At 59.9% G+C, this 13,840-nt stretch carries 10 protein-coding genes; 2 read left to right on the top strand and 8 right to left on the bottom strand.

The window, feature by feature from the left end:
- Positions 1 to 10 precede the first annotated feature (10 nt).
- Positions 11 to 1,489, top strand: a complete 1,479-nt coding sequence (locus ACXPUX_RS07895; RefSeq protein WP_458827823.1) for a glutamate synthase subunit beta — start codon at positions 11 to 13, stop codon at positions 1,487 to 1,489.
- 76 nt (positions 1,490 to 1,565) lie between these two features.
- Here the strand turns inward: ACXPUX_RS07895 and ACXPUX_RS07890 are convergent, their stop codons facing one another.
- The 8 genes from ACXPUX_RS07890 to ACXPUX_RS07855 form a co-directional block, all read right to left on the bottom strand.
- Positions 1,566 to 3,272 carry a PASTA domain-containing protein gene (locus ACXPUX_RS07890; RefSeq protein WP_458827822.1) on the bottom strand — a complete coding sequence of 569 codons (1,707 nt, stop codon included), beginning with the start codon at positions 3,270 to 3,272 and terminating at the stop codon, positions 1,566 to 1,568.
- Positions 3,273 to 3,442: 170 nt separating this feature from the next.
- Positions 3,443 to 4,783 carry a TRAP transporter large permease gene (locus ACXPUX_RS07885; protein WP_458827821.1) on the bottom strand — a complete coding sequence of 447 codons (1,341 nt, stop codon included), beginning with the start codon at positions 4,781 to 4,783 and terminating at the stop codon, positions 3,443 to 3,445.
- 1 nt (position 4,784) lies between these two features.
- Positions 4,785 to 5,306 (bottom strand): TRAP transporter small permease, encoded by a 522-nt coding sequence (locus ACXPUX_RS07880; protein WP_458827820.1) that lies wholly within the window; start codon positions 5,304 to 5,306, stop codon positions 4,785 to 4,787.
- Between the two features lie 97 nt (positions 5,307 to 5,403).
- On the bottom strand, positions 5,404 to 6,513 hold the full coding sequence (locus ACXPUX_RS07875; protein ID WP_458827819.1) for a TRAP transporter substrate-binding protein: 1,110 nt from the start codon (positions 6,511 to 6,513) through the stop codon (positions 5,404 to 5,406).
- A 314-nt stretch (positions 6,514 to 6,827) separates the two neighbouring features.
- Positions 6,828 to 9,530 (bottom strand): right-handed parallel beta-helix repeat-containing protein, encoded by a 2,703-nt coding sequence (locus ACXPUX_RS07870; RefSeq protein ID WP_458827818.1) that lies wholly within the window; start codon positions 9,528 to 9,530, stop codon positions 6,828 to 6,830.
- Between the two features lie 291 nt (positions 9,531 to 9,821).
- Positions 9,822 to 10,826 (bottom strand): TRAP transporter substrate-binding protein, encoded by a 1,005-nt coding sequence (locus ACXPUX_RS07865; protein WP_458827817.1) that lies wholly within the window; start codon positions 10,824 to 10,826, stop codon positions 9,822 to 9,824.
- Positions 10,823 to 11,632 (bottom strand): response regulator transcription factor, encoded by an 810-nt coding sequence (locus tag ACXPUX_RS07860; protein ID WP_458827816.1) that lies wholly within the window; start codon positions 11,630 to 11,632, stop codon positions 10,823 to 10,825. The genes ACXPUX_RS07865 and ACXPUX_RS07860 overlap by 4 nt, the downstream gene beginning before the upstream one ends.
- Positions 11,629 to 13,158 carry a sensor histidine kinase gene (locus ACXPUX_RS07855; RefSeq protein WP_458827815.1) on the bottom strand — a complete coding sequence of 510 codons (1,530 nt, stop codon included), beginning with the start codon at positions 13,156 to 13,158 and terminating at the stop codon, positions 11,629 to 11,631. Before ACXPUX_RS07855 ends, ACXPUX_RS07860 begins: the two co-directional genes overlap by 4 nt.
- 150 nt (positions 13,159 to 13,308) lie before the next feature.
- On the opposite strand from ACXPUX_RS07855, the gene ACXPUX_RS07850 reads away from it, so the two are divergent.
- On the top strand, positions 13,309 to 13,839 hold the full coding sequence (locus tag ACXPUX_RS07850; protein WP_458827814.1) for a YcxB family protein: 531 nt from the start codon (positions 13,309 to 13,311) through the stop codon (positions 13,837 to 13,839).
- Position 13,840 lies beyond the last annotated feature (1 nt).

Genomic DNA, 13,840 nt, shown 5'->3' with positions numbered 1-13,840 from the left:
GGGCAGCAGCATGGGTAAGACAACAGGATTTATGGATTATGAGCGCAAGACCAGCACGGACGTTGCGCCGCTGGAGCGCCTTGAAAATTTTAACGAGTTCCACATCTGGCTCTCGCGGGAGCAGCAGCAGACGCAGGCCGCCCGCTGCATGGATTGCGGCGTGCCCTTCTGTCAGGCGGGCATGATGATCGGCGGCATGGCCTCCGGCTGTCCGCTGAACAACCTCATCCCGGAGTGGAACGATCTGGTGTACCACGGCAAGTGGGAGCTGGCGCTCCACCGCCTGATGGCCACCAACCGCTTCCCGGAGTTTACCAGCCGGGTGTGCCCCGCCCTGTGTGAGGCCGCCTGCACCTGCGGGGATGTGACCGGCAGCAGCGTCACCGTGCGCGAAAACGAGCACGCTATCATCGAGACGGCCTACGCCAAGAACTGGCTGACCGCTACCCCGCCGCCGACCCGCACCGGCAAGAGCGTTGCCGTGGTGGGCAGCGGCCCTGCGGGACTTTCGGTGGCAGAGTACCTGAACAAGCGTGGCCACGCCGTTACGGTGTTTGAGCGTGCCGACCGTGTGGGCGGTCTGCTGATGTACGGCATCCCCAACATGAAGCTGGATAAGGTGGTCATCGAGCGCCGGGTCAAGCTGATGCAGACCGAGGGTGTTGAGTTCCGCACCGGCATGGACGTGGGCGGTGCCGTGCCCGCCAAGCAGCTGCTGGCTGATTTTGATGCCGTGGTGCTGTGCTGCGGTGCCAAAAAGCCCCGCGATTTGAACGTGCCCGGCCGGGACGCCAAGGGCGTGCACTTTGCGGTGGACTACCTGACCAGCGTGACCAAGAGCCTGCTGGACTCAGGTTTTGCAGACGGCAAGGCCATCAATGCAGCCGGTAAAAACGTGCTGGTCATCGGCGGCGGCGACACCGGCAACGACTGTCAGGGCACTGCCCTGCGGCAGGGCTGCACCGACCTGATGGCGCTGGAAATGATGCCCCAGCCCCCTGTCGAGCGCACCGCCGCAAACCCGTGGCCGGAGTGGCCCCGGGTGCTGAAGGTGGACTACGGCCAGACCGAGTGCATCGCCAAGTTCGGCAAGGACCCGCGCGTGTACCAGACTACCGTCAAGGAGTTTTTGAAGGATGAGGCCGGCAACCTGACCGGTGCTGTCATCAGCTGCCTGAAGCCGGAGCGCGACCCCGAGACCGGCCGCACCAGCATGGTACCCACCGGCAAGGAATTCACCTACGACTGCCAGCTGGCGTTTATCGCCGCAGGCTTTACCGGCTGCGAAAACTACACAGCCGATGCCTTTGGGGTGGAGCTGACCGCCCGGGGCAATGTAGCCGACCACAGCTTTAAGACCAATGTGGACAAGGTATTCGTCTGCGGCGATATGCGCCGCGGCCAGAGCCTTGTGGTGTGGGGTCTGCGCGAAGGCCGCGATTGCGCCGCCGAAGTAGACCGCTGCCTGATGGGCTACACCAACCTTTAATTTGCCATTCTCTTTCCTATCCTAAACAAGCAGAAGCGGGAGCCCGTTATAAGGCTCCCGCTTCTGCTTTTATTGCTTAATCGGTATCGTATTCCGGCTCTGTGCTGCCCTCTGTGGGCGTTTCCGGGGTGGTAGGCTCGGTAGCGGCAGGCTCCTCCGGGGTGGCAGTGATCTGCACACTGGGGTCTGCGGCGATATACACGGTGATCACCGTGCCCACCGTGACCATTGCGCCCTCTTCCTCGCTGGCAGAGACCACGCAGCCCGTGGCGTAGGAGCCATCATTCACCACCATAAAGCAGCTGGCCACAAGCCCCCGGCTGCTCAGGATCTCAATGGCCTTATCCTGCGATGCACCGACGATCTTGGGCATCTCCACCTTCTCCGGGCCCTGACTGACCACGATCTGGATCACCTCGCCGTTCTCCATCACCTCGCCGGCCTCCGGCTCCTGCCGGATGACCTGCCCGGAGGGCACGGTATCGCTGTACTCCAGCACCGCCCGGAACAGGTACATACTGGTGTACTCGCGGTTATTCTTGATCTGCTCGTAGTCGATGCCCACAAAGTTGGGTACAAGGTTCTGGGGGGGCATTGCTTCGCTGCTGGCTGCTTCCGAGCTCGGCTCCGAAGAGGGCGTCTGCTCCTCTTTGCTGCTCACGATGCCCCACAGGGTGAGCAGGATCAAAATGGAAAGCAGGATCAGGATGCCCGCCAGCAGCGCCTTCAGGCTGAGCAGGTGTTCCCTGCCCTGCGGGCTCTGCTCTGCCCGCGCCGGATGCATCGGGGTCTCCGGCTTCATGGTGCGGGTCAACTCGGCGGTATATTCCTTGGAAGAAAGCGCCTGATACAACTGCGGCACGGTCTGGATGCGCTCCATGACCTTGAGCCGCAGCCCCAGCTGCAATACATCGGAGACATAGGCCGGTACGGCAGGCTCTACGGTGCGTGCCCGAGGGTTGGAGTCCGACACCACGCGCTGGGCGGCGGGCATGGGCGCCTGTCCGCACACCATGCGGTAAAAGACGGCGGCAAGGCTGTATTCGTCGGTGTAGCGCCCCTCAAACTCGGCGGTGGTGTACTGCTCCGGCGCAGAGTAGCCCTCGTACAGCTGCTCGTGCAGGCCGCTGCCTGCGGTGCGCAGACCCACGGTGGCGTACCCGGCCAGACGGCAGCGGCCATCCGCCATCACCCGGATATTCTCCGGGCAGATGCCGCGGTGCACCAGCCCCGCCTTGTGCATGGCCGCCACGCCCTCAAACACCGGGCGCAGCATGGCGCAGGCCTCCTCTGCCTGCACCGGGGCGGGGCGGTTTTCCAGCCATTGCTCCAGCGGTGTGCCGCCTAGGTTTTCCAGCACTGCATACACGGTGTTGTTGGCTTCCACCACATCCAGCACGGCTTCCAGACCGCTGGCGGGGGTAACGCGCTGGATGGCGCGGTACAGGTCTGCAAAATCCATGCGGGTGGTCTTGAACAGCACTTCGCTCCCCTGCTTGGGGCGCAGGATGCAGTCCGCCCCCCGCTCCGCAGAAAGGGTGACAGGCAGGTACTCCTTGATGGTCACCCGGAAGCCGCCCAGATTCTCCACGCCGCTGTACAGCACACCCTCGCCGTCCAGACTGCGCATCTCGCCCACGGTGTAGCGCCCGGCCAGCACCGTGCCCACCGGCAGGCAGCCCGCCGGGTTGCATCCCTCTAAAATCTTCCCGCAATGGGGGCAAACGGTCGCCGCAGGCGGCAGCTCCCCCATGCAGAACGGACACAGGCGTTTTTGCTCCATAGTGTTCTCTCCCCTTCCCAGCTTCTATACGCTTTATTGTATCATAGTGTTCCCCGCCGTGCAAGCTGTCCGCATTTTGGTGCAAGCGCAAAAAAGACCGGAGCCAGCAGCCCAAAGGGCTGACAGGCTCCGGTCTTATAGGGTGCAAGGGGTTTCCCCTTATGCTGCGCTTAGTGGATGAACACAGGACCCAGCGGGTTTGCGATGGGGCTTACATAGCCGCCCAGCAGCTTGGGGATAGCAAGGCTGATGTCGGGGACGTAAGTCAGCAGCAGCAGTGCAACGAACATGCACAGGTAGAACGGCAGGGTCGCCTTGACCACCTTCTCCATGGGGCGCTTTGCAACGGCAGAGCCGATGAACAGAACGGAGCCAACAGGAGGAGTGAGCAGACCAATGCCGCAGTTCAGAACCACAATGATGCCGAACTGGATGGGATCGATGCCGATGGAGGTGGCGATGGGCAGCAGGATGGGGGTAGCGATCAGGATGATGGGAGCCATATCCATGATCATGCCCAGCACCAGCAGGATCAGGTCGACGAGCAGTGCAATCAGGTAGGGGTTATCGGTCAGGTCGGTGATGGCGGTTGCTGCCAGATCAGGCACATGCAGCATGGTCAGGCAGTTGCCGAACACTGCAGAGGTAGCGATCAGGATCAGCACGATGGACAGGGTGTTGACGCACTCGTCCAGAGCGTGCCACACGCCCTTCCAGTCCAGACCCTTATAGACGAACACGGAAACGAGCAGAGAGTAGACAACGGCGATAGCAGCGGACTCGGTAGCGGTAAACACACCGCCGACAACGCCGAACACCACGATGATAACAGCGGCCAGTGCCCAGATAGAGGTGCCCAGCTGCTTGACAAAAGCCTTGATGCTGAAGGGATTGCCCTTGGGATAGTTGCGCTTGACCGAGATGATGTAGGAGCCGATCATCAGCACGATGGCCAGCAGAGCGCCGGGCAGGTAACCGGCCAGGAACAGGCTGCCCACGGAGATACCACCGGCGGTGGTAGCGTAGATGACCATGTTATGGCTGGGAGGAACCAGCAGACCCTCGCAGGAGGAGGTGATGGTAACAGCGGTGGAGAAGTCTGCGCCGTAGCCCTGATCCACCATCATGGGGATCATGATGGAACCGATGGAAGCGGTATCGGCGGAGGCGGAACCGGAAATGCCGCCGAAGAAGTAGGAAGCCACGATATTGACCATGGCCATGCCGCCGCGCATCCAGCCCACGCAGGCGTCAGCCAGTGCGATCAGCTTTTCAGAAATGCCGCCGGAGCCCATGAGCACACCCATGGTGATAAAGAACGGCACAGCCATCAGGCTGAAGGAAGAAATGCCCTTGACCATCAGGCGGCAGACGTCGGTCAGTGCCTGACCCTGCACCAGCATGCACAGCACACTGGACAGACCAACGGCGTATGCAATGGGGAAGCGCAGGAAGATCATAACAAAGAAGCTGACAAGAAGGACAATGATCGCCAGTGTCTGAACTGTCATATTACATTTCCTCCTTTACAAAAAAGCTCTTGATGTGGTTGTACAGAGACTCGATCTCAAAGATGACCATGGCAACACCTGCCAGCGGCACCGGGAAGTACATCCAGAAGCGGCTCAGCCAAGGCATGGAAACATAGAAGCCACGGCCGCCCAGCGTGGTGGCGTAGTTCCAGCCGACCGCCATCATCACCACACCAAGGACCATCACAGCCAGATCGGCCAGAATGTCCAGCGCCTTGACCACTTTCTTGGGCAGGTACATATCAAAGGCAGTCATGCGGATGTGTGCGCCGCGGCGGATGGCCAGCGCAGCGCTCAGCACAGCCATGTAACTCATGCAGGTCAGAACGAGCTCCTCAGACCAGGAGGGGTCTGGGATAAAGGGGACGTAACGGCCAATGACCGACATCGTGGTAATGAGGATATCTGCGATCAACAGGATCTTGCAGATGAACAGAACCACCTTGTAGGTAATGTCGTACGCCGGTCTGATCTTATCCAGAGTGGTAAAGATTTTCGGCATAGAAATTCCTCCATATAAAAGCCCGGCGAAGCCTGCGGGCGTATTCCCGTGGGCCTCCGCCGGGCAATGTACTACTTAGATCGGATGGAAATCCAGCTTATGCCTTCATGTCCAGCAGCTTCTGGTACAGCTCAGCCTGATCAGAGGTGTTGTCCTTGATGACCTTAGCGCAAGCTTCCTGCCAAGGAGTCTTATCGTCCACATCCACAACGTTGCAGCCGGAGGAGCGCAGCTCGTCCAGAACCTTGTTCTCAGCGGTCTCAGACAGATCAGCGTTGAACTTCTGGGTGTCGGCAGCAGCAGCCATAACAGCAGCCTGCTGGTTAGCGGTCAGCTTGCCCCATGCGTTGTCGGTGATGACAGCCTGCACAGCGCCCAGAGTGTGGCCGTCCAGGATCAGGTTGTTCGCAACCTCGGGGAAGGCGTTGGACTTGTAGTTTGCGATGGGCTGCTCAGCGCCATCCACAACGCCGGTCTGCAGTGCGCTGTACAGCTCGCCGAAAGCAACGACGGTGGGGTTAGCGCCCAGACCCTCGACCATGCCGTTCATAACGGGGTCGTTGGACACACGCAGCTTCATGCCCTTCAGGTCAGCAATGGTTGCAACGGGCTTGACGGTGAAGAAGTGACGGAAGCCCTCCTCGCCGTAGAACAGGCCGCGAACAGGCAGGCCCAGCTCCTGGGGCTCGCTCAGGAACTCAGGAGCCAGATCGCTGTTGGCAAAGTTCCAGAAGTGAGCACGGTTGTTGAAGGTGAAGGGGATGGACAGCAGCTTGGACTTGTTGCAGCCGTAGCTGGTCAGAGCGAAAGCAGAGATACGGCTGATGTCGATGGAGGTAGAGCCGCCCAGAATAGCGTCCAGAACGTCGTTCTCAGAGCCCAGAACACCGGAAGCCTGCACATCGACGACCACAGAACCGCCGCTCAGCTCCTCGACCTTCTCCTTGAAGTGAGTACCGGTCTGGCCAACGATGGTATCCAGCGGGTTGACCTCGGCGTAGACCAGAGTCACCTTGGGATCGCTGGCGGCAGCAGCTGCATCACCGGCAGCAGCAGAAGAAGCTGCGGTAGAGGTAGCGGTAGAGGTAGCGGTAGAAGCAGCGGTAGAAGTGGAGCCGCTCTTGGAACCACCGCAGGCGGTCAGAGCAACAGCAGCGGTAGCTGCACCGGCAACGGCCATAAAGCTACGACGAGAGATCATTTTCATAGGAATCGTCCTCCTTAAATAATTGTGAACTTCTCCGGGCGCACAGGTGCCGGAGCTTTCGTTCATTGACTGTACACACTTTAGCAAATTTTCCGAAATGAAACAAGAGCTTTCAAAAAATGTCCTGTTTTTCGAAAGAATGTCAAGATTGTTTTTGTTATAATGCACAAAGACTTCAAACTGCATTTGTGCAACTCTAACGTACAGATGGATACAACTTGCGGTCCAAGCGGCTTCGGAACTGCTCTAGCCCCGGCCGGTCTGCTGTAGGAGAAACCAGCCGGGGCCTATGAGCAGGCAGAAAACCGACAGGATCACGCCACGGTGATCTTAACGGTCTTTCTTACGGGGATGACGCCATCGTCCAAGGTAAAGGTGACCTTGTAGGTGCCCTTGGCCTTGGGGGTAAAGGTGAGGGTGTGAGAACCGGCGTCAAAGGATGCGCCCAGAGGCAGCAGACCGGCGGTGCCGTAGGTCAGGCCGCCGTCCAGAGCCTCGATGACGGCAGCAGGCTTGGGCTGAGTGGTGCGGACGCCGTTGGCCGGGTTCCGGCCCGAGACCGTCAGGGTCAGGGTCTGGCCCAGCTGGAGGGTCTGGTCCCCGATGTGGCTGAAGTAGGGGCGGTGCACCGTCAGAGGCAGGGGATAGTCCTGGGTTTTAATAGCGAACTGATAGCCGTTTTCCGGGATGGGCAGGCGGATGTCGCCATAGAGGCTGTCTGCCGGGGTGCCGGGTGCCGGGGTATCCACGGTGACCTGTTCACGGCTCAGCAGACCCAGCTTCAGGTTCTCGCAGGTGGTGGTGAAATAAGGCTCATCAGGCACATACTCGTTGCCCACATGACGCTTGTAGTGGTTGGTCACGGTGACTACAGCCTTGACGCCCAGAGCGGTCTTGGCGGCCACGGTACGCAGGTCGGCGTTGGAAACGTCATCCAGCACGATAGCCGGACGCTTATCCTGGATCACATAGTTCAGGGCCACATTCTGCAGCACCAGACCATCTACGTGACGAGCGTAGATGCCGTAGGCCGGCAGGATGCCCAAGATGGAGGGCTCCGGGTACTCGGCTACCATCTCCGGTACGTTGTAGGGGTCGTCTACCCAGGTGCCGTTCTTCCAGGCCACACGGGGCAGCAGGCCCTCGCACTTGCTGAAGAAGGTGTTCACCAGCCAGGGCAGTTTCTGCACGGTGGGGGCAGAGCCGCTCTGGGAGTAGACCCAGTAGGTGCCCAGCTGCCGCTGTTCCACAGCCTCCTGGAGGGACAGGCCGCCCCGGTACTGCACCGAGATGTTCCGCAGGATCACGTTCTTCACCTTGCTGTCCACCAGGCCCTCCAGCAGGATGGGGTACCGGGGATCTACGTTGGTGATGCGGATGTTGCTGATTTCCACATTGCTGACGCTGGCCAGGTCCTTGGCAGCGGTGGCGTTGGCGTAGTAGACAGCGTCTTTCCGGCTGATCTCCCGGGTCATATCCGGCACATACTGGTGCTGGGCATCATCCCAGCGGTAAAGGTACAGCTTGCCGTCGATCTCTGCTAGGTTGGCGTTGTTGATCCGGGTGGGGTTGGCAGGGTCTACCACCTTAAAGGAGGAGACGCCGTCGATGGAGACGGTCTTGCTCTTATTATAAGAGGGGCTGTAGCGGGCCACGGGGTACAGCTGATACTCGGCACGGTTGGGCAGCACCCAGCCGGAATTGTCCAGACGCACATCGTTGGCGGCGTTGATAGCCTGCTCAGTGGTGTGGCCGGTGACGGGGTACCGGGCACGATCGCCTACCCGAATAAAGATGGGAGAGGAGGAAACGGTGTCCATGGTGCAGTCGGTCATCACGATGTTGGTGAGGGAGCTGCCGTCAACGGCCTCCATGCAGAAGCCACGGGAACGCTCGAACCGGACCCGGGTGATGGTGACGGTGTGGTAGCCGCAGGTGGACTCGGTGCCAAACTTGACACGGGCGGTGGGACCGCAGGCGTCGGTGGCCACGATCTTATCGGTGGTGCAGGCTCCGGTAATCACAGAACCGGCATCGTAGCCGCTGACCACACAGTCCTCGATCAAGACGTTCTGGGTGGGCATGAACACGCCGGCACCGTAGGAAGCCTTCATGACGATGGCGTCGTCCGTAAGGGAGTTGAAGTGGCTGTTGCTGACGGTAACGTCCTGGCTGCAGTCGATATTGTAGGCGTCCCGGTTGGTGTCCACAATCAGGTCGTTGACCGTCATGTTCCGGGTGCCCTCGGCAATAATGGCAAAGTGGCCGCCGTTCAGGATGCGGATGCCGTCCAGCACCACGTTTTCGCAGCGCACCAGTGCAATGGCCTTGTTGCCGTACCAGGTGGAGCTGTAGCCCCGGTCGGTGCGGTTTTTGGGGTTGGAGGGGTCGCTGCCGGACAGCACATTGATGAGGGTACCGGTGTCGTCCATGTAGCTGCCGTCGATGAGACCCTCGCCGTAGATCATGATATCGTGCTTGTCAGCGGCGTAGAACAGGCTGTTGGCAAAGTAGGTGTGGCCGTGGTCCTGGAGCCCGGCATAGAGGTTCACTTCCGGCTCATCGTAGTTTCCGCCCTCGCCCACCATGGTCTGGTTGCCATACCAGTCGTACAGGTCTGCCCGGGCAGCCCGGATGATGCCGTTGGCGTCGATGCGGAGGTTGACGCCGCTCTGGAGACGGATGGTGTAGCTCTTAAAGTCACCTGCCGGCACCACCACGGTGCCGCCGCCAGCCTTGCTGGCTGCCTGGATGGCATCGTTGATGGCCTTGGTGTTCTGGAGGGGGCCTCCCTCCGAAACAGCCCCAAAATCCGTGATGAGGTACAGGCGGCTCTCGTTCAGCAGGACGCTTTTGTCCACGGTGCTGCCGGTGGCCCGGGGGATGTTCAGGGTCTGGAAGCAGTTCTCCTCTGCCGTGTCCTCTGCGGCAAAGGCAGGCAGGCCCATGGCGGCCATGGCGGTGGTCACAGCACTGACCTTCAGAAAGCTGCGGCGCGAGATCTTTTTGGAAAACATAACCAAATTTCCTCCTTTTTTGCATTGCACAATCTGAATCTTGATAGGGTACATTTAGGCGTTTTTGCATGGCCTGATTGCTCGGTGACCTCATTCTAACGCAAAAGATTTTAGCTATCAAGAGGACTGATAAAATATCCTGTTTTTTGCAAAAAAGTGAAAATATATCTATGCATATTCAACAAGTATCCCTGGGAGATATTGTCGAGCTTGCCGAAAAATGTTCGCAAAAAAACTCGTCCCCAAACTGATATATCACATAGAGACGAGTTATTTCGTATATTTTGCTCTTCAGCTCTCCCGGATCCGCTGGATGAGTTTGGCGTGGCTGCGGAACCGGTCGTACATGGGCTGCACCGCTGCGCGGAAGCGGGCTTTTTCGGCCTCGTCCAGCTCGGTGACGCAGATGCCCCGCTTGCGCATATTCTGCTCTGCGTTCGCCTCCCGCCGCGCCCAGAGCTCCCGCTCTGTCTGTGCGCTCTCCCGGGCGCAGGCGCGGATCACCTCCGGGAAGCTTTCGTCCAGCGCGGCAAGCTTTTCCATTACCGCCGGGCTGGCCAACTGCACCTCCGGCACACGGGTGTGCTCATCCTTCAGGAAAAAGGGCGCTACCTCGTAGTGTCCCATCACCTCGTAGCTGGGCCAGTTGTTCTCTGCCCCGTCGATCTCGGCATTATGCAGGGCGGCATATACCTTGCTGTACACCACCTGCGCCGGTTTTGCACCCAGTGCGGTGATCATGTCGCTCATCATGTCTGATTCCTGCACCCGGATGGTCAATCCCTGCAAATCGTCCAGCCCGGTCACCTTTTCCCGGGTATAGAAGCTGCGCACACCGGCGTCAAACCACGAAAGCCCCACTAAGTCCATCCCGTCCAGCATGGCCAGAAACTCGTCCCCGATGCTGCCGTCCAGCACCCGCCACATCTGCTGGGCATCGCTGTACAGATAAGGCAGCTGCAATACGCTGAGCTCCGGCTCGTACTCTGCCAGCTGGCTCAGGGACACGCGGGAAAAATCCACCCCGCCAAACTGCATCTGCTGGATGACGCTCTGCTCCGCGCCCAGCTCCGCCCCGCTGTATACCAACACCTTTACCCGGCCATCCGTGCGCTGTGCCACAAGCTCCGCAAAGACCTTTGCGGCCTTGCTGGTGGGGTAATCCTCCGGCTGGTTCTCCGCGTAGCGCAGAATGAGCGGCTTCTCCTGCTGTGAAGAAGCAGACTGCGCCGTACAGCCTGTAACTGCCAGTGCCGGGGCTGCCGTCAGCAGATGCAGCAGCTGACGGCGGGTCACAGCTGCGCCTCCCGGGCTGCCTTTGCCGCTTCCTTCCGGTACTGGGTGGGGGTCATGCCGGTGCGCTTTTTAAAGGCACGGGCAAAGTAGCTGGCGTCCTCGTAGCCCACCATGGAGGCCACCTCCGCTGCGGAGCGGAAGGGGTCGGCCAGCAGCTCCTTGGCGGCGTTGATGCGCAGCTCAGTCAGGCAGTCCAGAAAGTTCATCTTCTGGTACTTTTTGAACTGTGCCGAAAGATACGCCGGGCTGATGTGCAAAATTTCGCTCACGCTGTCCAGCGAGAGGTCGGCCATATAGTTATCCTCCATATACTTGCGCACATGATCCATCACCAGTGCGTTGCGGTCGCTCTCCCCTTCCCCGGCGGGGTCGGTCTCCTGTTCCGGGGCAGTTTCCGGCTCCGGCGAAGCCAGCTCGGCCAGACGGCGTCCGGCTTCAATTTGCCGGATGGCGCGGCGGATGGCGGCCTCGGTCTCGTCCGGGTCCACCGGCTTCAGCAGATAGTCGCAGGCACCCAGATGCACCGCCTCGTGGGCGTACTGGAACAGGCTGTATGCCGTGATAAAGATCACCTTGCACTCCGGGCGCTGTTCCAGCACCGCGCGGGCGGCATCCAAGCCGTTCATGCCCGGCATCTCGATGTCCATCAAAATCAGGTCTGCTTCCCAGAGCACAGCGGTATCGGCGGCTTTGCGGCCGTTTTCTGCCATCTCCACCGTCACTTCATGCTCGAACCGGCGCATGACGATATCCGCCAGCGCCTCCCGCTCCATTCTCTCATCATCCGCGATCAACAGACGAATCATTCCTCAAATTCCTCCTCATTTTCCACCAGCGGCAGATACAGGATCACCGCAGTTCCCCGCCCCGGCCGGGAGCGCACCACCACCCGGCAGCGGGCATCCAGCAGCCGCAGGCGGGCGGCCACGTTATAAATACCGATATGCTCCCAGCGGGGCGCGGGCTGTTCCAGTGCCGTGCGCAGCTGCTGTAATTGCTCCGGCTCAATGCCCACACCGTTGTCCAGCACCCGGATGCACAGCAGACCTTTTTCCCGCAGAGGGATCATACGGATGCGCACCACACCGCCTTCTTCCTTGGGGCAGATGCCGTGCTTGAAAGCGTTTTCCACGATAGGCTGCAAGATAAAGGATGGCACCATGGTCTCGGTGAGGTCCAGCGAATCCGAGAACGCCCACTGCATCTGCACCCGGTCGCCAAAGCGCACATGGTAGATGGAATAGTACTCGTCCACAACGCGCACCTCCCGGGAGAGGGGCACCTGTTCATCGTTGCTCATCAGGCTGTAACGCAGCAGATGGGAAAGCGCCATGATGAGCGCCTGCGTGCGGTAGGCGGACTCTGTGCCGGCCATCTGCTGGATGACGTTCAGGGTGTTGAACAGAAAATGCGGGTCGATCTGGCTGCGCAGCTGCTGTAACCGGCTGCGCTCCATGCGGTTCTGCAGTTCCAGCGCCTCGGTCTTTTGACGATGCAATTCTCGCTCGATCTCGTTTTTCTCCTGCAGGGTATTCACCTGCTGCGCCATGGAGTGTTTCATGCGATTGAAGGACTCCGCCAGCTGTCCAATCTCCGGCTGCTTGGGCAGCGGGATGTCCGGGGTGTCGAACTGGCTGCGGCTGATGGCGCGGGAGGCCTCGATCATCTGAGACACCGGGGTCAGCAGCTGCATGACCATCAGACCGGAGGCGCAGCCCAGCGCCACGCACAGCGCCACCACCACGATCTGCATCAGGGCGATCCGCTCGCCCAGCTCCGAGATCTCGGTATAAGTAGTCTGGGCGTCCAGGATCGAGGCTTTCAGCAGCTGCATGGTGTACTGGCTCAGATACCCGCCGCAGACCGAAACCTTGTTATAGTACAGCTGGGACGCCTTTGCCTCCTGCCCGCTGGAAAGGTAGCTCTCCAGCTCCTCCAGCAGGGTGTTGTAGCTGCCGTAGGTAGTCTCCACCGCGCCGTACAGCACCCACTGCTCCTCGCTGACGTTCTGCAAGCCGTCCATGTTAGATCGGATGCGCCACAGCCACGCGTTGCTGGTGGAGCAGGCTGCCCGGAGCTTTTCCAGCATTTCCTCGGTCTCGCCGTTCTCCCAGCGGTATGCTTCCAGAATGCTGATGGAGCTTTCTACACCGCCCTGAAAGCGGCTGATGGCGTTAAAGTTGCCCATCTGGTCGTCCTGCACCTGCTGCACCGCCTGTGCCTGATAGCCGTTCAGGGCAAGCTGTAATGCAAAGGCCGCAAAAAAAGCTGCCAGACACAGCACCATGCGCTGCTTGAGCGTAACGCTGTGCTTCCAGTTGCGCTTTTCCATGCAAAACCTCTCCCCCTTCCCCTTTGGATAATATCTTATTTTACCACGCCTTGCGGGCGGTTTGCAAGCTGGATGCACAGCCGCCGGTGCATCTTTTGCTTGCTTCTTGCCGGTAAATGTGGTACTATGCCCAAAAAGGAGAGTGACTTTATGACCCAGAATGTTTGCGTTTCCGTTCAGATGGACGAAAAAAGCTTTCACGATTTTGCAGCCTTTGACCTGCTGCGCCACAACAAGGGCTGGCAGCGTCCGGCGGTGTTCACCGCCATTCTGCTGGTGTGTGCCGGTATCTGCCTGAGCCAGATCGGCAAGCGGGAGGGTGCCGGGCTTTTGACCGCCGTGCTGGCCATCGTAGCCATCGGTCTGCCCGCCGTATACTTCGGCACCTTTTTTTCGAACCTCTCCAAGCAGATCAAAAAGCTGGGTCTGCCCCGCCCCTTCTACCGGCTGGAACTGGACGCCGCCGGGCTTTCGGTCTGGATGGCCGGTGAGCAGAACAAGACCGAGCCCACCAACCGCTACACCTGGAACACCGTGTACTGCGCCTACCGCACCAAAGAGGCGATGTACATCTACGTCCAGAAGAATCAGGCCTATCTGCTGAACGAGAGCATGGATGCCGCATGGAGCCTGCTGGGCAGCGCCCTGCCCGCCGCCAGCCTGCACGACTGCCGGAAATAAG

It is taken from the genome of Faecalibacterium sp. PGM34, assembly GCF_054456555.1.
The sequence above is the reverse complement of the archived record's forward strand: the minus strand, read 5'-3'. Positions and strand labels throughout refer to the sequence as shown.